Below are 26,971 nucleotides of genomic sequence, written 5' to 3' on the forward strand. Positions count from 1 at the left end.
CACCTTCCCGTGCGGCGTTTCGGCGCGACATATTCGAACATTCGATCTAGCGCAATCCGGCCCTGAATGTGAAGATGATCTTTGTCCGGTGACGCCGGACATGCTCACATGAACGGGGAGATGGGATGAGAAGGTCTCTGTCGTCACGCGGCGGACGACTGCGGGCAGCCGCCGTGCTGGTGCTCGCGTGCGGAACACTGACGGTGCAACCGGCCTGGCAGGAGGCGCACGCCGCCGGCCCGGACGCCTCGTGGACGAGGTCCTGGGGCACGGCGCTGGCCACCGCAGCGGGGTCCGACGCGTCCGGGGTGTCCGGGCAGCAGACGCTGCGCATGGTCGTGCACACGAGCATCGGCGGCAGCACCGCACGCATCCAGCTGAGCAACACCTTCAGCAAGAGCCCCGTAACCATCGGGCACGCCACCCTCGCCCACCGCGCCGGCGGCGCGGCCGCCGTGGGCCGGCCCGCGACCCTGACGTTCGGGGGCGGCCGCCAGGTGGTGCTGGGGCCCGGGGAGAGCCGGTACAGCGACCCGGTGGCGTTCCCCGTGAAGGCCGACGAGGACCTCCTCGTCAGCCTCTTCCTGCCGAACCCCGTCCAGACGGCGCCGTACCACCCCGACGCCTGGACCACCACCTACCTCTCGGGCCCGGCGGACCGCACCGACGACCCGGGCGGCTCCGGCTACTCCACCCGCGACGAGGGCCACTGGGCCTTCCTGAGCGGGCTGGACGTCACCGCCGACGGCAACCCGGGGACCGTCGTCGCCATCGGCGACTCGCAGACCGACGTCGGCGCCACGACCAAGGACGCCAACCGCCGCTGGACCGACGACTACGCGCGGTCCCTGCGCGCCCAGGGGCGTCCGATGGGCGTCTCCAACGCCGGTCTCTCCGCCAACCGTCTCCTCACGCGGGGGGAGCGGGCCGCCTACGGGGAGAGCACGCTCGAACGCTTCGACCGGGACGTGCTCGCCCAGCCGAACGTGAAGTCGGTGATCCTCTACGAGGGCATCAACGACATCGTCAACGACGCCAAGGCCGACGACCTCGTCGCAGGCATCCGCCGGCTCGCCCAGCGCTCGCGCGCCGCCGGCGTCCCCATGACGGTGGCCACGATCCCGCCGTTCAAGGGGTTCTGGCGCTACACCCCGGAACGGGAGGCCGTGCGCCGGCAGGTCAACGCGTACATCCGCACGACGTCCGACATCGACGCGCGCGTGGACTTCGACCAGGCCACCCGGGACCCGCTCGACACGGAACGGGTCTTCACCGCCTACCGCACCGACGCCGACAAGCTGCACTTCACCGACAACGGCTCCCAGGCCCTCGCCGACGCCCTCGCCGGTCCCGTGCCGCCCTCCCCCTTCACGCCGAACTTCACGCAGACCACCGCGGCCGACTTCACCGGCGACGGCATCGCCGACATCGTCGCCCGCACCACCGACGGCGAAGCCAAGCTCTACCTGTGGAAGGGGCTCGGGGACGGCACCTTCTCCCGCCCCGACCGGGACCACCCTCTCACCACCGGCTGGAACATCACGGAGACGAAGGCCGGCGACGTCACGGGCGACGGGAAGGCCGACCTGATCGGCAAGGCCGCCGACGGCGACCTGTACATGTGGGCCGGCCATGGCGACGGCACCTTCGACGCCCGGCGGAAGCTCTATGACGACTGGCACTACACCCAGACCACGGCCGCCGACCTCGACGGCGACGGCGTCGCCGACCTCCTCGCCCGCGACGCCGGCGGCACCCTCCACCGCTGGTACGGCCGGCGCGGCGGCACCCTGGGCGACCCGACGACGATGACCGACGGCTGGAACTACACCCAGACCACGGCCGGCGACTTCACCGGCGACGGCAGGCCCGACCTCGTGGCACGCGGCGCGAACGGCGACCTCTTCCTCTGGAAGGGCGACGGCGACGGCACCTTCGACCGGGCCGACCTCGGCAAGCCCGTGGTACGCGACTGGCACTACTCCGAGACGACGGCGGGCACCTTCTACGGCGGCGGCACCGCCCACCTGCTCGCCCGTGACGACGAGTCGGGCGTCCTGCGGCAGTGGGTGAACCGGGGCGGCGCGGACTTCAGCGCACCGCTGCGCATGACCGACGGGTGGTGAACCCCGGCGTGTGACACGCATCGGCCCCCGGCTTCCGGCCGGGGCCGATGCGTGTGCGTCGGAACGGCGCCGGCGGGAAGCCGTGTGCGAGAGGTCCGCGCGCATGGGCAGCGAAGGGAGACAGCGGTGAGTGCCACGGTGAGCGACGCAGACCGGGCCGTCGTCCTGCCGGGCATCGTGCTGGGGGTGGGGCTCGGCGGGTTCGCCGACGGCATTCTGCTGCACCAGCTCCTCCAGTGGCACCACATGCTCAGCAGCACCAACCACGACCGCGTCGGCGTGCGGTACTACGACCCGCACACGGTCTCCGGCCTGGAGATGAACACGGTGTGGGACGGCATCTTCCACGTCGTGTGCTGGCTCGCCGTCCTCCTGGGGCTCGCCCTGCTGCACGCCCGCGTCACCGAGAACCGGCGGGCGGTGTGGACGTCGCGGGTGCTGTGGGGGTGGATCGTGGCGGGCTGGGGCGTGTTCAACCTCGTCGAGGGCCTGCTCGACCACCAGATTCTGGGCATCCACCACGTCCACGGCGGCCCCCACCAGGCGTGGTGGGACGCCGGCTTCCTCGTCCTCGGCGGCCTGCTGCTCCTCGGCGGCCACGCGCTCCAGCGCGGCACGAGCGGGCGTCGCTGATGCACCACCCCGGCCATGGCACCGCTGCCCCGCTGTCGCCCCTGCACCTCGCCGTCCTCCTCGTCCTCCTCGCCTGCGCCGCTGTCCACGTCCTCGGCGTACGCCGGGCCCGTCGCCGCAATCCGGTGCAGGGCTGGTCCCCTTGGCGGTCGGCGTCGTTCCTGGCCGGGCTCGTCCTGCTCGGCGTCGCGCTGCTGCCGCCACTGGCACCGGCCGCGCACACCGACTTCCGCGGGCACATGGCCCAGCACATGCTCGTCGGGATGTACGCGCCCCTGGCGCTGGTCCTGGCCGCGCCGGTCACGCTGCTGCTGCGTGCCCTCCCGCCCCGCGGGGCCCGTCGTGTCACCGCCGTCCTGCACAGCCGGCCCGCGCGCGTGGCGGCCCACCCGGCGGTGGCCCTGGTGCTGAGCACGGGCAGCCTGGTGCCGCTGTACTTCACCCCGCTGTACGACGCCGCCATGGCCCACCCGGCCGGGCATGCGCTGATGGGGGTGCACTTCCTGGTCTCGGGGTGTCTTTTCGCCCATGCCGTGGCCGGTCCCGATCCCGCGCCCGGGCGGCCCGGGGTGCGGGCCCGGCTGGTGTACCTGGGCGTGGCGATCGCCGCGCACGCCCTGATCGCGCAGGCCCTGTACGGCGGGTTCTTCGTGGACGTCCACGCGCCCGTCGGCCAGGTGCAGCAGGGCGCGGAGATCATGTACTACGGCGGGGACGTCGCGGAACTCCTCCTGGCGGGGGCGTTGGTGGCCACCTGGCGGCCCGGAAGGGGCCGGGCCGCCGGTGGGTCCGCGGCCGGGTTCACCGCTTGGGGCACTGCTTCCAGGCGAAGTGGTACAGCGTGTTGATACTGCCGTCCGTCGAGTCCATGGCCAGGAAGCTGGTGGTCCTGGCCGGGTCGGACGTGCCCGCGTCGACGCGCAGCTCGGTGTTGATGTTGAAGTTGCGCAGGGCGCCGCAAGGTGCGTAGACGACGGCGTCGAGGTCGGTGGTGTCGGTGACCTGCCAGTCCTCGCTGTGCGGGCCGGTGAAGTTGTGGTTCGTGTACGTGGTCTGGGACATGCCCTGGAAGTAGTAGCTGGCCCGTTGCAGGCCCTTGGCGCCGGGTTCCAGGTGGGCGAAGCCGCGGTAGTCGGCCTGCGCCACGGCGTAGGTGAAGCCCTGGGGGACGTGGACGTTCAGGCTGAGCTGGCAGTTCTTGCGGAAGTCGGTCGGTTTGGCGCCGACGCCGACCTGGGCGACGTAGTGGCTGTAGGAGACGGTGAAGGCCGTGTTGTCCGGTGAGACGTTGACGTTCGCCGTCCCGGCGGGGCAGCCGGAGCCGTTGACCGCCACGACATCGATGACGATCTTGTCCGGTGGGGGTGTGCCGTCGGCGGCCGCGGCGGGCGTCGAGAGGCACGTCGAGAGGCTGAGTGCCGCGGCCGCCGCGGCCGCGCAGGCGATTGCCGCCGGTCTGGTCATGGGGTTCCCTCCCACTCGCTGGAGCACCACTGGCACCGGGTCACGGGCGCCGGGTCAGGGGCATTCCTTCCAGGCGAAGTGGTAGAGGGTGTTGACGCTGCCGTCGGTGGAGTCCATGGCCATGAAGCTGGTGGTGGTGCGCGGGTCGGAGGTGCCGGCGCCCACGCGCAGCTCGGTGTTGACGTTGAGGATGCGCTGGACGCCGCAGGGGGCGTAGACGAGGGCGTCGGCCGCCGTGACGTCGGAGCTCTGCCAGTTGTCGGTGAGGGGGCCGGTGAAACGGTGGCTGACGGAGGTGGTGTTCGCCGAGCCCTGGAAGTAGTAGCTGGCGCGTTCCATGCCGGCGGCGCCGTCCTCCAGGTGGGCGAAGCCGCGGTAGTCGGCGCGGGCGATGGCGTAGGTGAAGCCCTGCGGGACGTGGACGTTCAGGCCGAGCTGGCAGTTCTTGCGGAAGTCGGTCGGTTTGGCGCCGACGCCGACCTGGGCGGTGTAGTCGCTGTACGTGACGGTGAACGCCGTGTTGTCGGCGGCGACCGATACGGCGGCGGTGCCGGCCGGGCAGCCGGAGCCGTTGACCGCCACCACGTCGATGACGACGCGGTCCGGCGGGGGCTTCGGTGCGGTGGCCGCGGGTGACGGTGTGGCGGCGGCGGCCACGAGGACGGCGGTGGCGCCGGCGATCAGCGCGGGTCTCAGTGCTCGGCGTGATCCGTGCGGTCGGTGCATGGGATCCCTCCCCCTGGGACGGAGGTGCGTGGCTGGGTGCCGTTCATCCCAGCACCGGGGGGAGGGTGCGTACAGGCCGAGTTGAGTCGAACCTGTCGTTCGCCGGGGGTCAGGGCAGCAGACGTTGTTCCTTGGCGACGGCGACCGCGCCGGCCCGGGTGTCGACGCCCAGTTTGTCGTAGATGCGGCCCAGATGGGTCTTGACGGTGGCCTGGCTGATGAACAGGTCGCGGGCGATGTCGCGGTTGCCGAGGCCCTGGGCGAGCTTGCCGAGGATGTCGAGTTCGCGGGCGGTCAGGGCGGGGCGGGCGGCGCCGCGCAGCCGGTTCATGACGCGGCTGGCGACCGGCGGGGACAGGGTGGTGCGGCCCTGCGCGGCGGAGCGGATCGCCGTGAACAGCTCCTCGGGCCGTTCGGCCTTGAGCAGGTAGCCGGTGGCGCCCGCGGCGATGGCCCGGGTGATGTCGGCGTCGGTGTCGTACGTGGTGAGGACGAGGACGTGGACGCCGGTGGCGGAGATGCGCCGGGTGGCCTCGACGCCGTCGATGCCGGGGCCGAGCTGGAGGTCCATCAGCACCACGTCGGGCCGGAGTTTCGCGGCGGTGGCCACGGCCTCCTCGCCGCTGCCGGCCTCGCCCACCACCTCGATGTCGGGCTCGCTGCCGAGCAGGGCGAGCAGCCCGGCCCGCACCACGGCGTGGTCGTCGCAGAGGATGACGCGGACAGGGGTTGCGCTCATGGGCGGGCTTCCGGGTGGGTGACGGCGGCTTCCAGGGGAATGGCGGCGGAGAGGACGGTGCCCTCGCCGGGCGCGGTCTCGACGGTCAGGGTGCCGCCCAGCTGCCGGACCCGGGCCCGCATGGCGGGCAGGCCGTGGCCGCGCCCGCCGGGCGCCGCCGCGGGTGCGGCGGCGGGGAGGGCCGTGGCGTCGAAGCCGCGGCCGTCGTCGGCGACGTCCAGGACCACCTGGTCGCCGAGGAACGTGAGGGTGAGCGTGGCGGTGGTGGCGCCGGCGTGTTCGCGGACGTTCGCCAGGGCGCCCTGGGCGATGCGCAGCAGCGCGGAGGAGACCTGTCCGGGGAGCGGGACGGCGGTGCCTTCGGTGTGGCAGGCGACCGCCGGGCCGCCGGGTTCCTGCGCGGCGCGGGCGGCCAGGGCGCGCAGGGCCTGTTCGAGGGTGCCGTCGCCGGCGAGGTCGGCGGGGGCGAGGTCGCGGACGAAGCGGCGCGCCTCGGCCAGGTTGTGGCCGGCGACGGCGGCGGCGGTGCGGACGTGCCGGTGGGCCGTCGCGGGGTCGGTCGTCCACAGCCGGTCGGCGGCCTGGAGCAGCATCTGCTGGCTGGACAGGCCCTGGGCGAGGGTGTCGTGGATCTCCATGGACAGGCGCTGCCGCTCGGCGAGGGTGCCCTCGCGGCGCTCGGTGGCGGCCAGCTCGCGCCGGGTGCGGATGAGGTCGTCGATGAGCTGCCGCTGCTGCTCGGACTGGCGCCGCATGTGGACGAAGACGGCGGTGGCGATCGCCGCGACGGCCGGCGGGGCGAGCACGAGGTTGGGGTCGAAGCCGCCGGCCGACAGCTTCAGCTGGGCGCCCACCACGAACGCGGTGAGCACGGCGACGAGGACGAGGGCCGTGCGCGGCGGCAGGGTGCGCAGCCCGGTGAAGAACAGGGGTACGGCGCACCAGGCGAAGCTGGGCGCAAGCACGACGAGGACGGTCCAGACGGCGACGACCGCGCCGAGCCAGGCGAGGCGGCGCGGGGCGGGGCGTGCGAAGGGGCCGGGCCCGAGGACGTACAGCAGGGCGAGGCCGGTGCACAGCGTGATGATCCACGGGGTGCGGGGCTCGCCGGGGTGGCGGATCAGGAAGCGTGCGAGGGAGGCGGCGAGCAGGAGGAAGAACGCGGCGTGCATGACGAGTCCCAGCCGGCGCTCGCCGGTGGCCGTGGCCTCCGCGAGGGCGGGCGCCGGGCCCTCGGGCGCAGCCTGCACGGGCTCCGCGGCGGTCCGTTCCGCCGCCTCCGTCCGCCGCATGCAACCCTCCTCGACCTGCGTGTTCCCGCTCATCGTGACCCGGGGGGACCATCCTCGCATCAACCGATCGGCCGATACGGGGGTCGGCCGTCGTGCCGGGCGGGACGAGCCGCCGGGCCGACGGGCCGGGGCGTGGGGCGGCCGGAGGATCGTGGCATGACCAACACCAAGAAGTTCCTCGCCGCTGCTGCCGCCGTCGTCGCCGCCGGGACCGTCGGCGTCGTCGCCGCCCACGCCGCCGCCCCCGCCGAGGCGGCCGGGGCCGCCCCGAAGGCCGCGGTCGCGACCGACCCGGCCGGCGGCGACCTGAACCGGTCCACGCACCTGTCGGTCGCGGCGGCCCTCAAGGCCGCCCGGGCCAGTCTGGAGGCCGCCGGGAAGGAGGGCCAGAAGGTGTCCGTGGCTGTCGTCGACCGCAACGGCAACACCCTCGTCACCCTGCGCGGCGACGGCGCGGGCCCGCAGTCGTACGTGTCCGCGGAGAAGAAGGCGTTCACCGCGGTCTCCTGGAACGCCCCGACGTCCGTCCTGGTGGGCCGCCTCTCCCAGACGCCGAACCTCAAGGACATCCCCGGCACGCTCTTCCTGCCGGGCGGTGCTCCGGTGCAGGTGGGCGGTGCGCCGGTGGCGGCCGTCGGCGTCGCGGGGGCGCCCAGCGGCGACCTGGACGAGAAGTTCGCCCGGGCGGGCGTTGCCGCGCTGGGGAAGGCGGCCGAGTAGCCGCGTCCTCCGGTCCCGTCGCCCGCCGCCGGCGGTCACGCCACGGGGATTGCCCCCGCCACGGCGGGCGACTTAGGCTTACCTAACTTCGCGACTTCGTGCAGAGGGCGCCTCCGGGGAACGCCCGGCGGCGCCATGACGAGAGGGGCGCCATGACCGGGACGGCCGACCAGGAGCAGTCCGGCACCGCCGCCGAGGGGCAGCACGTCCGCACCATTCTCGACCTGGCCTTCGCCCAGATGCGGACGCACCTCCTGGGCACCGCCGCACGGCTGGGGATCTTCGACCTGCTCGGCGACGGGGAACGCACCGCCGCCGGCCTCGCGGAGGCCCTCGGCATCCCTCCCGGGCCGGCGCACCGGCTGCTGCGCGCGCTGGCGGGTGAGCGGCTGCTCGTGGAGACGGAGCCGGGCACCTTCCGGTCGACGCCGGCCGGCGCGCTGCTGCGCTCCGGCGTGCCCGGCTCGATGCTCGCGGTGGCGACGACGTTCACCGACCCGGTGATGATGCGCGGCTGGGAACACCTCGAGGAGAGCCTGCGGACGGGCCGGCCCTCCTTCGACACCGTCTTCGGCACGGACTTCTTCGGCTACCTGACGACCCGTCCGGAGCTGTCCGCCGAGTTCAACGCGGCCATGGGCCAGGCCACCCGGGCGGCCGCGGACATCATTCCCCACCACTACGCCTTCGGCCGCTTCGCGTGCGTCGTGGACGTGGGCGGCGGGGACGGGACGCTGCTCTCGGCAATCCTGCGCGCGCACCCGGGCTTGCGGGGCATCGTCCACGACACCGCCGAAGGGCTGGCGCAGGCCGCGGCACGCTTCGCCGCCGACGGCCTTGCGGACCGCGCCACCACGGTGACCGGCGACTTCTTCGCCTCGGTCCCGCCGGGCGGCGACCTCTACCTGCTGAAGAGCGTGCTCCACGACTGGGACGACGCACAGTGCGCGACCATTCTGGGCAACGTCCGGAAGGCCGTGCCGGACGACGGCGCCCTCCTGATCGTCGAACCCGTCCTGCCGCCGGCGGTACCGGCCGGGGACCCCGGCCTGGCCTACCTCAGCGACCTCAACATGCTGGTCAACCTCGGCGGCCGGGAACGCACCGAGGACGACTTCGCGGCCCTGTGCGCGACCGCGGGCTTCCGGCTGGAGACCGTCCACCCGCTGCCGCACCCCCATCCCTTCCGGCTCATCGAGGCCCGGCCGGCCTGACCTGCTTCGGCGAAGGACGCGGCTTCGGCTGCGGGTCGGGGCAGGGGCGGGCGGAACGTGCCTCCAGGCCGAGGCCCGGCGTGTAGAAGGCCGGGTGGAGGACGAAGGGTTCGCCGCCGTAGGACGGCTTGGGGTAGAGGCACCACTTCCGGCTGGTCTGGTTCTTCGCGCTGCGGACCACCGGCACGAGGCGCGGCTCGGGGCGCTGCAGCATCCTCGCCCCGCCCTCCGCGTTCGGCTCGGGCCACGTGCACAGGCCGACGACGGTGGGGCAGATCGGCACCGCCCCGGCCCGGGCCGCCTGCGCCGGCAGCGCGGCCACGGCCCCCATGAACAGCACGGCGGCCGCGGACATCAGCCGTCCCCTCGTCCGTCTCCTCATCGCACACCTCGTCCCGGATCGTCCCTCATGGCTGGTCATCTCCGTAACGACGGCCCCTATGGGGACGACACGGATACCGCGGACAACGCGGTACGGAAGGTGTCAGCGGCGACGCCGCGCACCGCGGAACCATGCGCTCCGTGCGGGTGCGAGTGGCGTGCAAGTGAGCGAGGGGGTACGGGAGTTCCTGGGATAGCCTGCGTCGGCGCTCGGGCACCACGGGGGAACACCGCAGCTCGCGGTGGTACTGGGGCCGGTGGGGGGGACCTCCCCCGCGGCCCCCGCGCCCGGGACGCATCGCTTCGTCTCGATGACCATTCCCAGGGGGAAGTGTGAAGAAACTCAGTGCTGCCCTGGCCGGTGCCGCGCTCAGCGGCGTCATGGCCTTCTCGATCAGCACTCCGGCGTTCGCCCAGGACGGCGCCGCCGGCCGCACCGCACAGCCGGCCGCCGTGTCGGCCGTGACGGCCGACGACGGCGACACCGGAGCCGACGACGGCTCCGGCCTCGACGCCGTCAGCCGGGCCGCCAAGCTGAACCGGCTCCACGAGCTGACGGGCCAGAACACGATCAACAGCATCTGGGCCCGGGCGTACGACGACGCCAAGCACGGCAAGGACCCGTACAAGTTCAACTGGAACAGCGACGGCTGCACCAACGCCTCGGACAGCCCGCTCGGCTTCCACTTCGGGTTCGCCTGCCGGCACCACGACTTCGGGTACCGCAACTACAAGGCGATGAACGCCTTCACCGAGGGCGCCAAGAAGCGGGTCGACGACACGTTCCTCGACGACATGCAGTTCGTGTGCCGCACCCAGTGGGGCCCGATCCCGCAGACGCAGCGCGACGCCTGCCTCGTGGTGGCCAAGAAGTACTACCAGGCCGTCCGCACCATGGGTCACCTCTGATCCGTCCCTGAGCCCGGGCCCTCGCGGCCCGGGCACGGGTGATCACGCCGGGGCGCGCCAGACCACGCCCCGGCGTTCGTGCTCGAAGAGCTCCTCGACGGCCAGGGCGACGCCGGGGCCGGTCTCGCGTTCCAGCAGGTACAGGCCGAGGTCGAGGCCCGAGGTGACGCCGCCGGCGGTCACCAGGTCGCCGTCGTCGACGACGCGGGCCCGGGTGACGTGCACGCCGCCCCGGCCGAGCAGTTCCAGGCCCTGGTGGTGGGTGGTGGCGTGGCGGCCCCGGACGAGCCCGGCCATCGACAGGACCAGGGAGCCGCCGCACACCGTCGCCACGGTGGTGCCGGGCGTGGCCAGCGCCTTGGCGAGGACGTCGGGCAGCCCCGTCGCCAGGGCACGCCTGATGATGTCGGGCACCGTGTCCGCCGGCTGCGGTCCGCGCGGAGCGGCGTCCTTGCCCTGCGGAGGGAGCGTGCCGGCGACGCCGGGCACGACGATCAGGCCGGCGCGGTCGGGGTCCAGAGGGGCGGTGGCCCGCAAGGAGACGGCGCGAATCGAGCTGGGGACGTCGCGGGCGCCTTCGGCGGAGGCGAATTCGGCGTCCACCCGGTCGGTGAAGGCCCTCGCGGCGCAGAAGACCTCGAACGGAGCGATGACGTCCAGGGGGTCGAAGCCGTCGAACAGGGCGAATTGCGCGAGCATGCCGGTGATTCCTCTCGTTCCGCTGCATTCCGCTGCCGTGCCGCTTTGCGGTGCGCTTCCGTTGCGCCGGCGACTCGTCCGCCGGGGAGCGGCAGCGGTGCTCACGCTAGGCAGCGGCGGACGGCCCCGACATGGGCAGGACCGACAGGTCCCACCGGGTTCTCGCCACACTCCGCGGGCGGACGCGACGTAGGCTGCTCCGGTGCACACGGTGGCGATCCTGGCGCTGGACGGGACGGTGGTCTACGACCTGGCCGTACCGGTCGAGGTGTTCGGCCGCGTCCGGCTCCCCGACGGGAGCCGCCCGTACCGGGTACGGGTGTGCGGCACGCAGCCGGACGTACCGACCGCGGCGTGCACCCTGCACGCCCCGTGGGGGCTGGAGGCCCTGGCCGGCGCCGGCACCATCGTGGTGCCGGGGCGCGAGGAGGACGCGGGCCCGCCGCCGGAACGGGCCCTGGAGGCACTGCGGGACGCGGCGGCGCGCGGGGCGCGCATCGCCTCCGTCTGCGCCGGTGCGTTCACGCTGGCCGCGGCCGGTCTGCTGGACGGCCTGCCCGCGACCACGCACTGGGCCGCGGCCGCGCGCCTCGCCGAGCTGTACCCGCGCGTCGAGGTACGGCCCGACGTGCTGTACGTGGACAACGGCCAGGTGCTGACGTCCGCGGGGGCGTCCGCCGGGCTGGACCTGTGCCTGCACATGGTCCGCCGTGACCTCGGGTCGGCCGTGGCCGCGGACGCCGCCCGGCTGGCCGTCGCCCCTCTGGAACGGGAAGGCGGTCAGGCACAGTACATCGTGCACGAACGGCCGCCCGTGCCCCGCGGGTCGCGGCTGGAACCGGCCCTGTCGTGGATCGAGGACCACCTCGGCGAGGACCTCACCCTGGACGTCATGGCGGCGCGCTGCGGCATGAGCACGCGGACGTTCGGCCGCCGCTTCCGCGAGCAGACCGGCACGACGCCCCTGCAATGGCTGCTCCGCGCCCGTGTCCGGCGGGCACAGTACCTGCTGGAGCACAGCGACCACTCCGTCGAACGGATCGCAGGCCAGGCCGGTTTCGGCTCCGCGACGGCCTTCCGGGAACGCTTCAAGCGCGTCACCGGCACGACCCCGCAGGCGTACCGGGCCGCTTTCCGCGGCGGCGCGCGCTGATACGCCTCTAGACGGTTTCGTGCGTCTCCGGCTGCGACATGCGGGCCGCCGGGTCGAGGGTGAGCATGGCCGCCTCGTCGGCGCTGCCGGGCTCCGCCTGGTAGGCGACCAGCCGCAGTCCGCCCGAACCGGACAGCTTCATCACCTCGAAGGTGAGCGTCATCCGGCCGGCCTTCGGGTGGGCGAACGTCTTCCGGCCGCCGGAGCGTTCCTTGACGTCGTACCGCTCCCACAGGCGGGCGAAGTCGGGTGACTTGAGCAGCAGTTCGCCGACCAGCGCGGCCAGCCGGGGCGCGTCCGGGTCGGCGCCGCCGACCGCGCGGAGGTGGGCCACCGACATGGAGACGGTCTCCTCCCACGGCTCGTAGAGCGTGCGCCCCTCGGGGTGCAGGAACAGGTAGCGGGTGACGTTCCGCTGTTCCGCCGGCCAGTCCCACAGGCCCGGCAGGAGCCGCCGGCCGGGCAGGTTCGCGGCGAGCAGGTCGTTGAACGGCGTGACGACGTACGCGGGCAGCGGGCGCAGCGCGTCCAGCATGCGCTGCACGGACGGCCGGACGGTGTACTGGCCGGTTCCGGCCCGTGACCGGTCCTGGCGTCCGGAGGCCAGGTCGGCGAGGTCCTGGAGGCGTTCGTGGGCGTCGCCGCACAGGCGCAGGGCCCGGCCGAGGGCGTCGATGACGGCCGGCGAGGGGTTGGTCTCCCGGCCGCGTTCGAGCCGCGTGTAGTAGTCGACGCTCACGCCGGCGAGCGTGGCCAGTTCCTCGCGGCGCAGGCCCGGTGTGCGGCGTATGCCGGTGCCGGCGGGCAGCCCCGCTTCCTGCGGGGAGATCCGCGCACGGCGGGCCCGCAGGTACCGGCCCAGTTCGGTGGCGTGTGTCATCCCTCCATGATCGCAGGCTGCCGCCGGTCGTGGGGGGCCGTGTCACGGCCAGGCACCGGGCACCCCGGCACGGCGCGGTCTGTCGCCCTGCCCGGCGAGGGCCGAAAGTGGTGAACGCCGGCCGGTGCCGGCCCCAGGAAACGCCAGGAAAGGTCCCGCCCCATGCCGCCCGCCACGGTCCCGCCGCAGCAGCGCCCCGCCGCCCCGCCCGCCCCGTCCGCTCCGTCCCCGGCTCCGTCCGTCGTGTCCTCCGCTGCCGCGGCCGCCCCGGCTGCTGCCGCCCCGGGCCGACGGTCCGGGGCCGTGGCCCTGGTGGCCTCGCTGCTCGGCTTCAGCGTCATCACCATCGACGTCTCCGCCGTCAACATCGCCCTGCCCGCGATCCGCTCGTCCCTGCACGGCGGGATGACCGGCCTGCAGTGGGTCGTCGACTCGTACACGCTGATGTTCGCCGCCCTGATGCTCTCCGCCGGGGCGCTGGCCGACCGGGCCGGGGCGCGGCGGGCGTACGCCTGGGGCGTGGCGCTGTTCACGCTCGCCTCCCTCGGCTGCGCGGTGGCGCCGGGCATCGGTGCGCTCATCGGGGCGCGGATCGTGCAGGGCGCGGCGGCCGCCGTCGTCATGCCGGCCTCGCTGGCGCTCGTCCGCCAGGCGTACGACGACGCGCGGCTGCGGGCCCGCGCCATCGCGCTGTGGACCGTGGGCGGTTCGGTGGCCATGGCGGCGGGGCCGGTGCTCGGCGGCGTGCTCACCGAAGCGGTGGACTGGCGTGCCGTGTTCCTCCTGAACCTGCCGGTCGGCGTGGTGATCCTCGTGCTGCTGGCGCGTACCGCGCGGTCCGCGCGCCGTCCCGCGCCGCTGGATCTCCCGGGGCAGCTGAGCGCCGTGGCCACCCTGGCCGGTCTGGCGTACGCGGTCATCGAGGGCGGCCACCGGGGCTGGACGTCCGGGCCGGTGCTCCTCGCGGCGGCCGTGGCGGTGGCCGGCGGCGCCGCCTTCGTGACGGCGGAGAAGCGGCACGCGGCACCGATGGTGCCGCTCGGCCTGCTGCGCCGGCGGCAGGTGACCGTGCCGCTGGCGGCGGGTTTCGCGCTCAACGCCGGCTTCTACGGCGTCGTCTTCCTGATCGGCCTGTACCTCCAGCAGCTGCGCGGCCTGTCCGGGACGGCGGCGGGGCTGGTGTTCGTCCCGCTGGCGGCGGTCACCACGGCGATGAACCTCATATCGCCGCGCCTGGCGGAACGGTTCGGCCGCCGCGCGGTCATCGCGGCCGGCATGACGCTGATGGCCCTGGCCATGGGGGTGCTGCTCGCGCTCACCGGGACCACGCCGGTGTGGGCCGTCGTGCTGCTGCTCGCCCCGACGGGCGTGGGCGGGGCCCTGGCCGTCCCGGCGCTGACCGCCCTGCTCATGGAGGCCGTCCCGGAGCACCGGGCGGGCACGGCCTCGGGTCTGCTCAACGCCCTGCGGCAGACGGGCGGCGCCCTGTCCGTCGCCCTGTTCGGGATGCTGCTCCAGGACGGCGGGGAGGACTTCTCACTCTCCGGGATGCGCTGGGGCCTCGTGGTGGTGGGCGCCGTGCTCGCGGTGACGGCGGTGCTGGCGACCCGCCTGCCGCGCGGGGGCGCGCGGGGCTGACGGCCGCAGCGGGGCGGGGCGAGGCGTAGGGCCGTACGGCCTTACGCCTCGCGCCCGTGCGGGGCCCGGGCGAGGGCCCGGGCGGGGGCGGTCAGCCTCCCGGCCTGATCCGGCCGCGCCAGGCGCCCGTCTCGTCGCCCCGGTGCTCGATGTAGTCCTTGAAGCGCCGCATGTCGCCCTTGACGCGCCGGCCGATGGTGCCGGTCATGTCGGCGGCCTTCTCGGCGGCTCCGCTCGGTTCGACCTCCATGGCCAGTTCCACCCGCGTATGGGCCTCGTCCACGCGCTGGAACCTGACGGTGCCCTTCTGGCGGGTGTCACCGCCGATGGTGCGCCAGGTGATCCGCTCGTCGGGGAGCTGGTCGACGATCTCGGTGTCGAACTCCCGGCGCACGCCGCCGATCTTGGTGGTCCAGTGGTTGTGGCGGTCGTCGACCTGCCGCACCTCCTCGACGCCCTCCATGAAGTTGGGGAACTCCTCGAACTGCGTCCACTGGTTGTACGCGGTGTGGACCGGGACGTCGACCTCTACGGTCTCCTTCACCATGCTCATCAGGGATTCTCCCTCGCTCTCGGGACGGCGGCGCGGCGGTGGGGCCGTCGCGCCCGGCACACCCGTGCGGGTACCACGGATGCACCCGCTTAAGCACACATCACGTCCCAAAAGGTGCCGGAGGGGCCGGGGCGGGGGTCAGCGGGTACCGGTCCGTACGGCGCCCGCACCGGCTGTGACGACCATCGCGATCGCGGCGCACTGCGGCAGCGACAGGGCCTGGTCCAGCACCAGGTAGCCGGCGAGCGCGGCCAGGGCCGGGGCCAGGCTCGTGAGCACCGCGAAGGTTGCCGCGGGCAACCGGCGCAGGGCGAGGAGTTCCAGCGCGTAGGGCACGCCCGAGCTCAGCACCGCGATCGCCAGGCCCAGGCCGAGCACGCCCGGTTCGAGCAGGGCCGCGCCGGCGGTGCCGACGCCCAGGGGAAGGCTGACCAGGGCGGCGACGGCCATGGCGATCGCCAGGCCGTCCAGCCGCGGGAAGCGGGCGCCGGCGCGGGTGCTGAACAGGATGTACGCCGCCCACATGACCCCGGCGCCGAGCGCGAAGGCCGTGCCCGTGAGGTCGAGCCGGCCGAAGCCGCCCCGGCCCAGCAGGCAGACCCCGGCCAGGGCCAGGGCGGCCCACAGCACGGTGGCGCGGCGGCGGGAGACGACGACCGACAGCAGCAGCGGGCCCAGCGCCTCCAGGGTGACCGCCGGACCCAGCGCGATGCGGTCGATCGCCTGGTAGAAGAGGATGTTCATGCCGCCGAGGGCCAGGCCGAACCCGCAGGCCACCGCCCAGTCGCCGCGCGTGTACCCGCGCAGCCGCGGCCGGGTCACGAGCAGCAGCAGCGACGCGGCCAGCGTCACCCGCAGCGCGACCGTGCCGAGCGCCCCGGCGCGGGGGAACAGCAGCGCGGCGAAGGCCGACCCGAACTGGACCGACACCGCCCCGGCCAGGACGAGGCCGACGCCGATACCGGTGCCGCCCGCACTGCCGCGGATGGCGGGGCCACGGAGGACGGTCGGTGGACGGGTGGCCGGCGGGCGGGTGGCCGGGGACGAACTGCGCACGGGGGTGGTCATGCCCTCCACGGTAGAAACCCGGACCGCGCCCTGTGAAATGCCTCCTCCGCTGCGGTTATACTCTGCGGACATGACCATCGGGCTGCGGCATCTGCGGGCCTTCCTCGCCATCGCCGAGGCGGGCAACGTCACGCGTGCCGCCGCGGGCCTGCACCTGAGCCAGCCGGCGCTCTCACGCACCCTGCGCCAGCTGGAGGACCGCCTCGGCACCCGCCTCGTCGACCGTTCCACGCACCACCTGGAGCTGACCGCCGAGGGCCGTGCCTTCCGCGACAAGGCCCTCGCCGCCGTGGCCGCCGTCGACGCGGCCCTCGACCCCGCCGGCCTGCGGAGCCGGCCCCTGCGTCTCGGCCACACCTGGGCGGCGCTGGGCGACCGCACCGTCACGCTGCTGCGCCGCTGGGACGAGACGCACCCCCGTACGCCCCTGCACCTGCTCCGCATCGACGACCCCACGGCCGGGCTCACGCAGGGCAGGGTCGACGCGGCACTGCTGCGCGGCACGGTCGCCGTGGACGGGCTCCACACGGAACTGCTGCTGTCGGAGGAGCGGGTGGCGGTCCTGCCCGCGGACAGCCCGCTGGCCGGCCTGCCCCGGGTGACCCTGGCCGACCTGGCCGCGTATCCGGTCGCTCTCAACACGGTCTCCGGCACCACCACGCTCGGCCTGTGGCCGGTGGCGGCCCGGCCCGCCGCGACGATCGAGGTGACCAACACCGACGAGTGGCTGATGACCATCGCCGCGGGTCGTGCCATCGGGGTGTCGACGTCGGCCACGCCCAGCAGCCACATGCACCCGTCGCTGGTCCACCGCCCGCTGGTGGACGCGCCGCCGGTGCCCGTCTTTCTCACCTGGCGGCGGGGGCCGGGGCACCCGGCCGTACCGGACCTGCTCGCCCTGGCGCGCGAGGTTCTCGCGGGCGACGGCCGGGATTCCGTTTCCCGGCCCCTCGGCCGGACGGCCGGAGCCATGGGGGAGGATCGTCCGCGGTAGACCGGCTGGAGGGGGAGGGTTCGTGGAACTGCGTCAGTTGCGTTACTTCGTCACCGTCGCGGAGGAACTGCACTTCGGGCGCGCCGCGGAACGGCTGGTGATCGGCCAGCCCGCCGTCAGTCAGCTGGTCCGGCGGCTGGAACGCGAGCTGAAGCTCCGGCTGTTCGACCGCACTCCGCGGACCGTCCGCCTCACCCCGGCGGGCGAAGCCTTCCTGCCGGCGGCGCGCGCCGTTCTGGCGGCGCACGACGAGGCCCGGGCCGTGGCGGCGCGGCTCGCCGAGGGCCGGCAGGGCGTCTTCCGGCTCGGCACGGTCACAGGTCTCGGCGAGCGGCTCGACCAGCTCCTCGACGCCTTCGGCGAGCACGCGCCCGACGTGCGGGTGGAGCTGGTCTCCGTACCGGTACGGGAACGCCTGGCCCGGCTCGCCGACGGGCAGCTGGACGCCGCGTTCGTCCGCGGGGCGCCGCCGCAGCAGCCGTCGCAGGAGCAGGCGCCGCTGGAGCGCCGCCGGTTGTGGGACGAGGAGCTGGTGGCGGCCATGCCCGCCCGGCACCCGCTCGCGCGGCAGGAGGCGGTCGCGCTGGCGGACCTTGCGGAGCTCCCGCTGTGCCTGACCGAACGCCGCAACCACCCGACGCTCGTCGGCCTCCTCCTCACGGCGTGCGGGCAGGCCGGCTTCAGCCCGCTGCCGGGACCCGCGACGAGCAACCTCCAGGACACGCTGGCCGCCATCGGCTCGGGCGCCGCCCCGATGTGGACCGTCGTCTACGCCGGCAACGCCCGCCGCATGCACGTGCCCAGGGTCGCCTTCGTCCCCTTCGCCGGCCCCGGCCTGCGGCTGCCCGTCGAGCTCGTGGTCCGCAACGGAACCGTCTCACCCCTGCTGGAGCTGCTGACAGCCACTCTGACCAGCAACGATCATCTTTTGTGATCGTTGCGAGAGGCATTCGGGTCTGGGTCGGACCCCCTCCCCTGCGATGAAGTGTTCCCAGGCGGCGACACCGCACCGGAACCGCCGGTGCAGCGCCCCTCACCGACCCAAGGAGCACACCGTGCCCATCGTCACCATCCAGCAGGGCCCCCGCGACATCGAGCTCAAGCGCGAACTGGTCGCCCGCGTCACCGACGCCTTCGTCGACTCCCTGAAGATCCCCGCGGAGGCCGTCCAGGTCTGGATCCACGAGGTCCCCGCCGACAGCTGGGGCGTCGCGGGCAAGCTCACCGCCGACAAGTAGGCCCGGCGGCCCGCAGCGGCGGGGGCCACTCCCCCGCCGCAGCCGGGCCCGCTCGCGGGACCCGTTCAGCGGGTGCGGGCCACCGGCCCGTCCGCCTCCCGGCGCAGCAAGCCGTGGGCGCCGACAGCCAGCGTCCCTATGAGGAGCGGGAACGCCGCCACCCGCTCCATGCCTCCCATGCCGAGACCCGGATAGTGGTGGGAGAGGAAGAACCCGAAGGCCGTCAGGCCTATGAGGCCCAACAGGCCGGTCACCCAGCGGAGCACGCCGCGGCCGTCGCCGGCCAGGCCGGCCCCCGCCAGCAGCAGACCGGTGTTACCGATCCCCATGACGAGCAGCGCCCCCAGCATGTGCTGGTTCTCGTGCAGGTCCGCCGGTGCCAGGCCGGCCAGCACGAACCCGCCTCCGGCACCGGCGAGCAACAGCCGGGCCGTTGTCGCAGTGCCGCCTCTGCGCCACAGCGCACCGGTCAGCACGGCGCCGACGGCGAGCAGTATGCCCAGCGCGACGAACGAGCCGTTCATCAGGGCGTGTTCGGGCGAGCAGATGTACCGCGGTTCGGGTTCCGGCTGCGTCGCGCACAGGGCGTTGCCCAGGTCGCTGATGTTGTTCCCCGCCCAGCTGTACGGCTTCTCCCACGCCGACTCGACGACGCCGTGCAGCGCGAAGAACTGCACCGCACCGACGACCCATGCGGCGCTTCCCCACCGAGCCTTCACCTGTCCCCCTGCTTTCGCACCAACTGCCGTGCCCCCAGCTGATCACCCGGCGCGGGCCCCGGTCACTCCGGCACACCCCCGCATCCGGCCTGGGGCAGCCCCTACCTGCCGTGGCTTGCCCGGGAGCCTGCCGGGGCGTGTTGAAGGCTTTTTCAGGACCGTCCGTTTTCCTTCAGGGCTCGCCGCCCATCCTCACGGGTGTGAGCCGTGTGAACCGTTGGAGTGACCCGGAGACCGTCCGTACCGTCGCAGTGCGCCGGCGCGGCGAGGCGGTGCTGCTCGTCCTGGCCGTGCTGATCAGCTGTTTCGGTTACGTCAGTACGGGTCTGGCCGGGGCGGGCCAAGTGCCGGACGGCGTGGTGGTGTTCGCCGTGGGCACGGTGTGCCTGGCGTTCGTGCCGCATCTGGTGATGCGCCGCTGGGCGCCGTACGCGGACCCGTTGATCCTGCCGCTGGCGGTGCTGCTGTCGGCGTTCGGGCTCGTGCTGCTGTACCGGCTGGACCCCGCCTACGAGCGGCGGTACCACGCGGGGGCGACCGCGTCGGGCCAGCTGATGTGGACGGTCATCGGCGTGGCGCTGTGCGTCGGGGTGCTGGTGGTGCTGCGGGACCACCGCCGGTTGCAGCGCTACATCTATCTGACGATGGCCGTGGCGCTGGTGCTGCTGATGGCGCCCGCGTTCTTCCCGGGCGACACGTACGGGGCAAAGCGGTGGATCTTCCTGGGGCCGTTGTCGTTCCAGCCGGGCGAGTTCGTGAAGACGATGATCGCGGTGTTTTTCGCGGGCTACCTCGTCGTGCACCGTGACGCGCTGGCCCTCGCGGGGCGCAAGGTGCTGGGCGTGCGGTTGCCGCCGGGGCGGCAGTTGGGGCCGATCGTGACGGTGTGGGTGCTGAGTCTGCTGGTGCTCGTGCTGGAGCGGGACCTGGGCACGTCGCTGATCTTCTTCGGGCTGTTCGTGGTGATGCTGTACGCGGCGACGGAGCGCACCGGCTGGGTGCTGTGCGGCGTGCTGATGGCGGCGGTGGGCGCGGGCGTCGTGGGGTCTCTGGAGCCGCACGTCAAGGGGCGTGTCGAGGCGTGGCTGCACCCGTTCGCCGCGTTCGAGCCGCACAGCACGTTCTCGCCGCAGGCCGCGCAGGCGCTGTTCGGCATGGGCAGCGGCGGGGTCACGGGGGCGGGGCTGGGGCGGGGCCACCCGGAGCTCATCGGTTTCGCGGGCCGCAGCGACTTCATCCTCACCACGGTGGGCGAGGACCTGGGGCTGACCGGCACGATGGCGGTGCTGGTCCTGTACGGCCTGCTGGCCCAGCGCGGCTTCAGCGTGGCGCTGCGCTCGCGCGACCCGTTCGGCAAGCTGCTGGCCGTGGGGCTGGCGGCGGCGCTGGCGCTCCAGGTGTTCGTCGTGGCGGGCGGGGTGATGGGGCTGATTCCGCTGACGGGCAAGGCGTTGCCGTTCCTCGCCAAGAGCGGGTCGTCGCTGGTGGCCAACTGGCTGATGATCGCCCTGCTGATCCGCATCAGCGACGCGGCGGGGCGGGCCAGGGCGGAGGCGGAGGAAGCGGAGTAGGGGCGTCCGCGCGCCGCCGAGCGCGGACGCCCCGGTGCGGGTCAGTCCTCGTAGTAGTTGTTGACGATCACGTCGGGCTCGTCGTCGCTGAACGCCTCGTTCAGCAGCGCTCCGCCGACGAGGCCGGCGGCGCCGGCACCGATGAGGGCGCCCGTGCCGAAGCGGCGGCCGCCGCCCTGCTGCTGGTCGCCGTGCGGGGCCTGGACGGGCTGGCCCGGCTGGGCGTAGCCCTGCTGGGGGTACCCCTGCTGCACCGGCTGGGGGTAACCGGCCTGCGGGTAGCCGGCCTGGGCCGGGGCGGGCGGGGTGTAGTACGGCGGCGGGGTCGTCTGGACGCGCTGGGCGCAGCCGCCGCACGCCTGGATCTGCCGGGGCACGCCCCACTGCGGGGACCAGGTCACGGTCGTCATGCCGGGGCCGTGGCCCGGGTCGAAGAAGCACGTCATCGAAGAACAACTCCCTGTCGTGTACTGGTGTGCGGCCTCCGGCGGCGGAGGCGGCAGGGGGGTGGCGGGCGGTACGGGCGGCTGCGCGGGGATGGTGCCGGTCTTCTCCAGGGGCGCCGGGGCCGGGGTGGCGGGCGTCGCGGCCGGTTCCTCGCGCAGGACGTCGACGCCGTAGTCGGTGGCGATGCCCGCGAGCCCGGAGGCGTAGCCCTGGCCGACGGCGCGGAACTTCCACTCGGCGCCGTGGCGGTAGAGCTCGCCGAAGACCAGGGCGGTCTCGGCGCCGAGGCCGCCGGTGGCCAGGTCGTAGCGGGCCAGCTCGGTGCCGCCGCCCTGGTCGGTGACGCGGATGTGGGCGGCGCGGACCTGGCGGAAGTCCTGGCCGCGGGTCGCGGCGTCGTAGAGGGACACCGGGAAGACGACCTTGGTGACATCCGCGGGGACGCGGGTCAGGTCGACGTGGATCTGCTGGACGTCGCCGCCGGCCGTGCCGGAGCCGCCGCTGCCGGCGTGCCGGACGGAACCGTCCGGGCTGGTCAGGTTGTTGAAGAAGACGAAATGCCGCTCGGACAGCACCTTCCCGGACTCGCCGCACAGCAGGGCGCTGGCGTCGAGCTCGCAGCCGGGGTCCGTCTGCCAGCCGAGGCCGATCGTCACCCCGGTCAGGCCGGGCGCCTGCCTGCTCAGCGAGACGTTGCCGCCCTTGCTCAGGGGCACACCCATCCACTTCCTCCCCACATGTTCTGCCGGTTTCCCTGCGGCACACTTTAGTCCTTGCGCAACCGAGTGAATCATGGTGCCCGGGTCCGGGTGCGCCGGGCCGGGTGCGCCGCGGCCGGTTCCGTCCGTGACGCAGACCACTCCCCCCTTATTTGGACTCCAAAATTCGTATTAGCTAGGGTCGATCCATGCGACTGACCAAGGGCACCGATCTCGCACTGCGGATCGCCATGCGGCTCGCGGTCATCGGCGACGAGAGCGCGCCGACGACCCGTGAGGTCGCCGAGTCCGTGGCCGTGCCCTACAGCCACGCCGCGAAGGTCGTCACCCGGCTCCAGCACCTCGGCGTCGTCGAGGCCCGTCGCGGCCGCGGCGGCGGCCTGAGTCTCACGGCGGCAGGACGCTCCGCCTCCGTCGGCCGGCTGGTCCGCGAACTGGAGGGCGTGGGCGACGTCGTCGGCTGCGAGGACGACCCGCCGTGCCCGCTGCGGAACGCCTGCCGGCTGCGCACGGCACTGCGTGCGGCGCAGGAGGCGTTCTACGCCGCGCTCGACCCGGTCACCGTCGAGAGCCTGGTGGCCGCCCCGGCCGGGCCCGTCCTGCTGGGTCTGCCCCCGGTGTCCCGCCCCTCCCCCGGCTGACCGCCGGCCGCTCCGGCCGCGGCGGGGCAGAGCCCCGCGCGCACCGGCCCGGTCATGTCGCACACCCAAAAATACGAATCTCATCTGCGCCTTTGGAGGCCGGTGATGCTGTCCGAGAAGTCAGCCGAAACGATCCGCGCAACCCTGCCCGCCGTCGGCGGCGCCATCGGTGACATCACCGCCGTCTTCTACGACCGGCTCTTCGACGCCCACCCCGAGCTGCTGCGGGACCTGTTCAACCGCGGCAACCAGGCCAACGGCACGCAGCGGCAGGCGCTCGCCGGCTCCATCGCGGCCTTCGCCACCGCCCTGCTGGAGCACCCGGACGTCCGGCCCGACGCCATGCTCGACCGCATCGCCCACAAGCACGCCTCGCTCGGCGTCACCCGCGAGCAGTACCAGGTCGTCCACACCCACCTGTTCGCCGCCATCGTCCAGGTGCTCGGCGAGGCCGTCACCGAGGAGGTCGCCGCCGCCTGGGACGAGGTGTACTGGCTGATGGCCAACGCGCTGATCGCCATCGAGGCCCGCCTGTACGAGCAGGCCGGCGCCCGCGACGGCGACACGTGGCGCCCGTACCGCGTGGTGAGCCGCACCCCGGAGACCGACGACGTCATGACCTTCCGGGTGGAGCCGGCCGACGGCTCGGCCGTCCCGGCCTCCCGCCCCGGCCAGTACGTCTCCGTCCAGGTCGAGCTGGCGGACGGCGCCCGCCAGATACGCCAGTACAGCCTGTCCGGAAACCCGGGCGACGCGCTCCAGTTCACCGTCAGGAAGGTCACCGACGAGCCCCGCGGCGAGGTCTCCCACCACCTGCACGAGCAGGTGCGGGAGGGCGGTCTGCTGCGGGTGAGCGCGCCCTTCGGCGACGTCACGCTCGACGAGGACGACACACCGGTGCTGCTCGCCTCGGCGGGCATCGGCTGCACCCCGATGATCTCCATGCTCGGCCACCTGGTGAACACCGGGTCGCAGCGCCGGGTCGTCGCCGTCCACGCCGACCGCACGCAGAGCAGCCACGCCTTCCGCGCGGACCTCGAGGAGCTGGTGGCGAAGCTGCCGGACGGCACCGCCCACGTCTGGTACGAGCAGCCCGAGGGCCCCTGGCCGGCCGAGCGCACCGGCCTGGTGGACCTCACCACCGTGCCGCTGCCGGCGGACACCACTGCCTACCTGTGCGGCCCGCTGCCGTTCCTGCGCGCGGTCCGCACGCAGCTGCTGGAGCTCGGCATCCCGGCGTCCCGCATCCACTACGAGGTCTTCGGCCCCGACCTCTGGCTCGGCCGGAACTGACCCGGCCGACTGCTTGTCCGCACCACGCACGCGGGGCGCGCCGCTCCGCGTGCGCATTGCTGATAGGCAGTCAGGGTGCAGCAGGACACCACCGGCCGGCCGTTCCTCCTGGCCGCCTACGCCTTCGCCGTCGCCATGTGCGGCACCACCCTGCCCACGCCGCTGTACCAGTACTACCAGCGGCAGTTGGGGTTCTCCCCGCTCATGGTGACGGTGATCTTCGCCGTGTACGCGGTCGGCGTCATCGTGGCGCTGCTCCTGCTGGGGCAGGTGTCCGACAGCGTCGGCAGACGGCCGGTCCTGCTGGCGGGGCTGGCGCTGTCGGCGCTGAGCGCGGCGTGCTTCCTCTTCGAACGGGGGCTGCCGGAGCTGTTCGCCGGGCGGGTGCTGTCGGGCCTGTCCGCCGGGCTGTTCACGGGGACCGCCACGGCCGCCGTGGTGGAGCTCGCCCCACGGCGGTGGGCCGGCGCCGCGACGCTGGCCGCCACCGCCGCCAACATGGGCGGGCTGGGCAGCGGCCCCCTGCTGGCCGGCCTGCTGGCGCAGTACGCGCCGGACCCGCTGCGGCAGGTGTTCCTCGTGGACCTCGCGCTCGTGGCGGTGGCCGTCGTGGGCGTCCTGCTGATCCCGGAGACGGTACGGGACCGGGGCCGGGGCGCGGCGTTGCGCCCGCGGCGCCTGCACGTGCCGCCGTCGGTGCGCCCCGCGTTCGTACCGGCGGCGATGGCGGGGTTCGCCGGTTTCGCCACGATGGGCCTCTTCACCTCGGTGGCGCCGAGCTTCCTGAGCGACGTGGTGGGCATCGGTGCCCCGGCGGTCTCCGGCACCGTCGTCTTCGTTCTCTTCGCCGCCTCGACGGCCGGCCAGATGCTGATGGGGCGCGTCGGGGTGCACCGTGCGCTGCCGTGGGGCTGCGTGGTGCTCGTCGCCGGCATGGCCGTGATCTTCGCGTCCCTCCTGGCGGCGTCGCTTCCGCTGATGGTGGCGGGCGCGGTGGTCGCGGGCACCGGCCAGGGGCTGTCGTTCCGGGCGGGCGTCACGGCGGTCGGCGCGTACAGCCCGCCGGAGCGGCGGGCGGAGGTGACGTCCGCGCTGTTCGTGGTGCTGTACGTGGCGATCTCGATCCCGGTGGTCGGGGTCGGGGCGATGGCCGTCGCCCTGGGACTGCGGCTGTCGGGGCTGGTGTTCACCGCGTGCGTCGCGCTGCTGGCGGCCACGACGGCGGTACTGCTCGCATTGCGGCCGGTGGAGAGCGGCGCCGGCGCGGGGTAGCGGGCATGCCGGGGGCCGCGCGCCCCGGTGACGCCGTGCGGCGCGCCCTCAACGCCCCACCCTCACGCCGTCGCGCTCGCCTTCAGGGCCGGTCGAGCACGATCGAGTTGATGGGTGTGAAGTCGAGCTGGATGGCCATGCGCGGCAGGATCTGCTTGGTGCAGTTCACGCCGTTGTAGCGGGTGCACGTCTCGGCCCAGGCGTTCGGCGACGAGTCGGGGGTCTGGTTGTTCGCCAGCCAGTGCAGACCGACGACGTTGCTGAGGTTGTGGGCGCCGTAGCTCCAGTAGACGTTGGTGATCCTCTTCGGGTCGAGCCCCGACCAGCCGCTCTCGGCGTCCCGGGCGTAGAGGCAGACCGCCCCGGCCGGGCACCCGTAGTACGCGTCCTGGGCCCGGGCCGGGGTGGCCGTCGCGAGGCCGGTGACCAGGGCTGTCGCCAGCAGGGCACTGACGGTGCCGGGCATCGCGCCGCGCCTCCGGCGGCCGTGCGTCCTGGTGCGCATGATGTCCCCCCACGTGAACCATGGTGCGCCGAATGCGTCTCGGACCTGACGTGACATCATTTGCTCGAACACGATGGGCGCGGCCAGTGCAGATCCGGTCAACCCGCCCCCGGCCCACGGATGGAGGAGACCGACGGTGACCGAGTGGATCAGCACCCCCGTCGAGCCCGGCCTGCTGCGCGGCGCACTCGAGACGGAACGCACACCGCACGGCCTGCTGCCGCACCGGCTGCCCGCACGGGCCCGGCGGCAGTTCCCCGACCCGGCGCTGGCCCTGATCGAGAGCCAGCCCGCCGGCGTACGGCTGGCCTTCCGTACCCGGGCCACCGTCGTCGAACTGGACGTCCTCGCCACGAAGACCGTCTACCGCAACGCGCCGCCCCGGCCGGAGAGCGTGTACGACCTGGTCGTCGACGGCCGCCCGGCCGGCAGCGCCACGGCGGACGGCGGCAACGTCCTCGTCGTCGACATGTTCACGCAGGACGTCGAGCAGCGCCCCGGCCCGCCGGGCACCGTGCGCTTCGCCGGACTGCCCGCGCGCGACAAGGACGTCGAGATCTGGCTGCCGCTGTCGGAGATCGCGGAGCTGATCGCCCTGCGCACCGACGCGCCGGTGGAGCCCGCGCCGGACCGGGGCCGCCGGGTGTGGCTGCACCACGGCAGTTCCATCAGCCACGGGTCCATGGCCGGGCGCCCGACCGCCACGTGGCCGGTCGTGGCCGCCGGCCTCGGCGACGTCGAGCTGATCAACCTGGGCCTCGGCGGCAACGCGCTGCTGGACCCGTTCGTCGCCCGTACCCTGCGCGACACCCCCGCCGACCTGATCAGCATCAAGATCGGCATCAATCTGGTCAACACCGACCTGATGCGGGTGCGGGCCTTCGGCCCCGCCGTCCACGGCTTCCTCGACACCGTCCGCGAGGGGCACCCGGACACGCCGCTGCTGGTCGTCTCGCCCGTCCTGTGCCCCATGCACGAGGACACGCCCGGGCCCACCGCACCCGACTTCGGTGACGGGAAGCTGCGGTTCCGGGCCGCGGGCGACCCGGCCGGCCGTGCCGCCGGGCAGCTGACGCTCAACGTCGTCCGGGACCAGCTCGCCCGCATCACCGCGCTGCGGGCCGAGGACGATCCCCACCTGCACTACGTCGACGGGCGCTCGCTCTACGGCGAGGCGGACTTCGCCGAGCTGCCGCTGCCGGACGGGCTCCACCCCGACACCGCCGGTCACCAGCGCATCGGCGAGCGCTTCGCCGAGCACGCCTTCGGCGCGGAAGGACCGTTCGCCGCTGCCTGACGGGCGGCGGACACGTGAGGAGGGTGTTTGCCCCGCGCCTCGCGAGGAAGACGGCAGGAGTCCGACCGAAGCGACAGCTG

Annotated in this window: 27 protein-coding genes and 1 pseudogene; 16 read left to right on the forward strand and 12 right to left on the reverse strand. The window is 73.7% G+C overall.

Features of this window, described 5'->3' with window-relative positions:
* Positions 1-125 precede the first annotated feature (125 nt).
* The 3 genes from IE305_RS20075 to IE305_RS20085 all read left to right on the forward strand — a co-directional run bounded on the left by IE305_RS20075 (position 126) and on the right by IE305_RS20085 (position 3,607).
* The gene (locus tag IE305_RS20075) at positions 126-2,126 is read left to right on the forward strand and encodes an FG-GAP-like repeat-containing protein (RefSeq protein ID WP_190131051.1); all 2,001 of its coding nucleotides are present in this window, start codon (positions 126-128) and stop codon (positions 2,124-2,126) included.
* Between the two features lie 126 nt (positions 2,127-2,252).
* Positions 2,253-2,759: a DUF2243 domain-containing protein gene (locus IE305_RS20080; protein WP_229891237.1), complete on the forward strand. Its 507-nt coding sequence runs from the start codon at positions 2,253-2,255 to the stop codon at positions 2,757-2,759.
* Positions 2,759-3,607, forward strand: coding sequence for a cytochrome c oxidase assembly protein (locus tag IE305_RS20085; protein WP_190131052.1), 849 nt, complete (start codon positions 2,759-2,761; stop codon positions 3,605-3,607). Before IE305_RS20080 ends, IE305_RS20085 begins: the two co-directional genes overlap by 1 nt.
* Here the strand turns inward: IE305_RS20085 and IE305_RS20090 are convergent.
* From IE305_RS20090 to IE305_RS20105, 4 genes are all read right to left on the reverse strand, one after another.
* Complete coding sequence (locus tag IE305_RS20090) at positions 3,561-4,223, reverse strand: DUF4360 domain-containing protein (protein WP_190131053.1); 663 nt, start codon at positions 4,221-4,223, stop codon at positions 3,561-3,563. The genes IE305_RS20085 and IE305_RS20090 overlap by 47 nt on opposite strands.
* Before the next feature lie 54 nt (positions 4,224-4,277).
* Complete coding sequence (locus IE305_RS20095) at positions 4,278-4,949, reverse strand: DUF4360 domain-containing protein (RefSeq protein ID WP_190131054.1); 672 nt, start codon at positions 4,947-4,949, stop codon at positions 4,278-4,280.
* 109 nt (positions 4,950-5,058) lie between these two features.
* Positions 5,059-5,688 (reverse strand): response regulator, encoded by a 630-nt coding sequence (locus IE305_RS20100; protein ID WP_190131055.1) that lies wholly within the window; start codon positions 5,686-5,688, stop codon positions 5,059-5,061.
* Positions 5,685-6,980: a sensor histidine kinase gene (locus tag IE305_RS20105; RefSeq protein WP_190131056.1), complete on the reverse strand. Its 1,296-nt coding sequence runs from the start codon at positions 6,978-6,980 to the stop codon at positions 5,685-5,687. The genes IE305_RS20100 and IE305_RS20105 overlap by 4 nt, the downstream gene beginning before the upstream one ends.
* 156 nt (positions 6,981-7,136) lie before the next feature.
* Here IE305_RS20105 and IE305_RS20110 point away from each other — a divergent pair, with 156 nt between their 5' ends.
* Both IE305_RS20110 and IE305_RS20115 read left to right on the forward strand, forming a co-directional pair.
* A complete protein-coding gene (locus IE305_RS20110) occupies positions 7,137-7,700 on the forward strand; it encodes a GlcG/HbpS family heme-binding protein (RefSeq protein WP_190131057.1) in 564 nt (187 codons plus the stop codon).
* A gap of 152 nt (positions 7,701-7,852) precedes the next feature.
* A complete protein-coding gene (locus IE305_RS20115) occupies positions 7,853-8,914 on the forward strand; it encodes a methyltransferase (RefSeq protein WP_190131058.1) in 1,062 nt (353 codons plus the stop codon).
* On the opposite strand, the gene IE305_RS20120 is transcribed toward IE305_RS20115, so the two are convergent.
* Positions 8,892-9,269, reverse strand: a complete 378-nt coding sequence (locus IE305_RS20120; protein WP_190131059.1) for a peptidase inhibitor family I36 protein — start codon at positions 9,267-9,269, stop codon at positions 8,892-8,894. The genes IE305_RS20115 and IE305_RS20120 overlap by 23 nt on opposite strands.
* Before the next feature lie 359 nt (positions 9,270-9,628).
* On the opposite strand from IE305_RS20120, the gene IE305_RS20125 reads away from it, so the two are divergent.
* The gene (locus IE305_RS20125; protein ID WP_190131060.1) at positions 9,629-10,204 is read left to right on the forward strand and encodes a phospholipase; all 576 of its coding nucleotides are present in this window, start codon (positions 9,629-9,631) and stop codon (positions 10,202-10,204) included.
* 42 nt (positions 10,205-10,246) lie between these two features.
* Here IE305_RS20125 and IE305_RS20130 read toward each other — a convergent pair whose 3' ends face one another.
* The gene (locus IE305_RS20130; RefSeq protein WP_190131061.1) at positions 10,247-10,903 is read right to left on the reverse strand and encodes a DJ-1/PfpI family protein; all 657 of its coding nucleotides are present in this window, start codon (positions 10,901-10,903) and stop codon (positions 10,247-10,249) included.
* Between the two features lie 202 nt (positions 10,904-11,105).
* Between IE305_RS20130 and IE305_RS20135 the strand changes: the two genes are divergently transcribed.
* Entirely contained in the window at positions 11,106-12,056 is a 951-nt protein-coding gene (locus IE305_RS20135; RefSeq protein ID WP_190131062.1) for a GlxA family transcriptional regulator, read from the forward strand.
* A gap of 7 nt (positions 12,057-12,063) precedes the next feature.
* On the opposite strand, the gene IE305_RS20140 is transcribed toward IE305_RS20135, so the two are convergent.
* On the reverse strand, positions 12,064-12,936 hold the full coding sequence (locus IE305_RS20140; RefSeq protein ID WP_190131063.1) for a helix-turn-helix transcriptional regulator: 873 nt from the start codon (positions 12,934-12,936) through the stop codon (positions 12,064-12,066).
* 162 nt (positions 12,937-13,098) lie between these two features.
* On the opposite strand from IE305_RS20140, the gene IE305_RS20145 reads away from it, so the two are divergent.
* Positions 13,099-14,574, forward strand: a complete 1,476-nt coding sequence (locus IE305_RS20145) for an MFS transporter (protein ID WP_190131064.1) — start codon at positions 13,099-13,101, stop codon at positions 14,572-14,574.
* Between the two features lie 91 nt (positions 14,575-14,665).
* On the opposite strand, the gene IE305_RS20150 is transcribed toward IE305_RS20145, so the two are convergent.
* Both IE305_RS20150 and IE305_RS20155 read right to left on the reverse strand, forming a co-directional pair.
* Positions 14,666-15,127: an SRPBCC family protein gene (locus IE305_RS20150; protein WP_190131065.1), complete on the reverse strand. Its 462-nt coding sequence runs from the start codon at positions 15,125-15,127 to the stop codon at positions 14,666-14,668.
* 138 nt (positions 15,128-15,265) lie between these two features.
* Complete coding sequence (locus IE305_RS20155; RefSeq protein WP_190131066.1) at positions 15,266-16,195, reverse strand: EamA family transporter; 930 nt, start codon at positions 16,193-16,195, stop codon at positions 15,266-15,268.
* A gap of 70 nt (positions 16,196-16,265) precedes the next feature.
* Here IE305_RS20155 and IE305_RS20160 point away from each other — a divergent pair, with 70 nt between their 5' ends.
* The 3 genes from IE305_RS20160 (at position 16,266) to dmpI (ending at position 18,427) form a co-directional block, all read left to right on the forward strand.
* Complete coding sequence (locus IE305_RS20160) at positions 16,266-17,189, forward strand: LysR family transcriptional regulator (RefSeq protein WP_190131067.1); 924 nt, start codon at positions 16,266-16,268, stop codon at positions 17,187-17,189.
* 22 nt (positions 17,190-17,211) lie between these two features.
* Positions 17,212-18,123 carry a LysR family transcriptional regulator gene (locus IE305_RS20165; protein WP_190131068.1) on the forward strand — a complete coding sequence of 304 codons (912 nt, stop codon included), beginning with the start codon at positions 17,212-17,214 and terminating at the stop codon, positions 18,121-18,123.
* 121 nt (positions 18,124-18,244) lie between these two features.
* Positions 18,245-18,427, forward strand: a complete 183-nt coding sequence (gene dmpI, locus IE305_RS20170; protein ID WP_229891239.1) for a 4-oxalocrotonate tautomerase DmpI — start codon at positions 18,245-18,247, stop codon at positions 18,425-18,427.
* A gap of 65 nt (positions 18,428-18,492) precedes the next feature.
* Here the strand turns inward: dmpI and IE305_RS20175 are convergent, their stop codons facing one another.
* Positions 18,493-19,146 carry a DUF998 domain-containing protein gene (locus tag IE305_RS20175; RefSeq protein WP_190131070.1) on the reverse strand — a complete coding sequence of 218 codons (654 nt, stop codon included), beginning with the start codon at positions 19,144-19,146 and terminating at the stop codon, positions 18,493-18,495.
* 209 nt (positions 19,147-19,355) lie between these two features.
* Here IE305_RS20175 and IE305_RS20180 point away from each other — a divergent pair, with 209 nt between their 5' ends.
* On the forward strand, positions 19,356-20,717 hold the full coding sequence (locus tag IE305_RS20180) for an FtsW/RodA/SpoVE family cell cycle protein (protein WP_229891241.1): 1,362 nt from the start codon (positions 19,356-19,358) through the stop codon (positions 20,715-20,717).
* A gap of 605 nt (positions 20,718-21,322) precedes the next feature.
* On the opposite strand, the pseudogene IE305_RS33140 reads toward IE305_RS20180, so the two are convergent.
* Positions 21,323-21,886 (reverse strand): annotated as a pseudogene (locus IE305_RS33140) (TerD family protein); the annotation flags it as partial.
* 185 nt (positions 21,887-22,071) lie between these two features.
* Here IE305_RS33140 and IE305_RS20190 point away from each other — a divergent pair.
* From IE305_RS20190 to IE305_RS20200, 3 genes are all read left to right on the forward strand, one after another.
* A complete protein-coding gene (locus IE305_RS20190; protein WP_190131072.1) occupies positions 22,072-22,524 on the forward strand; it encodes an RrF2 family transcriptional regulator in 453 nt (150 codons plus the stop codon).
* A 105-nt stretch (positions 22,525-22,629) separates the two neighbouring features.
* Positions 22,630-23,817, forward strand: coding sequence for a globin domain-containing protein (locus IE305_RS20195; protein WP_190131073.1), 1,188 nt, complete (start codon positions 22,630-22,632; stop codon positions 23,815-23,817).
* Positions 23,818-23,892: 75 nt separating this feature from the next.
* Positions 23,893-25,089 carry an MFS transporter gene (locus IE305_RS20200; protein ID WP_373311687.1) on the forward strand — a complete coding sequence of 399 codons (1,197 nt, stop codon included), beginning with the start codon at positions 23,893-23,895 and terminating at the stop codon, positions 25,087-25,089.
* Between the two features lie 82 nt (positions 25,090-25,171).
* Here the strand turns inward: IE305_RS20200 and IE305_RS20205 are convergent, their stop codons facing one another.
* A complete protein-coding gene (locus tag IE305_RS20205) occupies positions 25,172-25,594 on the reverse strand; it encodes a hypothetical protein (protein ID WP_229891243.1) in 423 nt (140 codons plus the stop codon).
* Between the two features lie 73 nt (positions 25,595-25,667).
* Here IE305_RS20205 and IE305_RS20210 point away from each other — a divergent pair, with 73 nt between their 5' ends.
* Positions 25,668-26,891 (forward strand): GDSL-type esterase/lipase family protein, encoded by a 1,224-nt coding sequence (locus tag IE305_RS20210; RefSeq protein WP_190131074.1) that lies wholly within the window; start codon positions 25,668-25,670, stop codon positions 26,889-26,891.
* Positions 26,892-26,971 lie beyond the last annotated feature (80 nt).

It is taken from the genome of Streptomyces mashuensis (assembly GCF_014654785.1).
GTDB classification, from domain to species: domain Bacteria; phylum Actinomycetota; class Actinomycetes; order Streptomycetales; family Streptomycetaceae; genus Streptomyces; species Streptomyces mashuensis.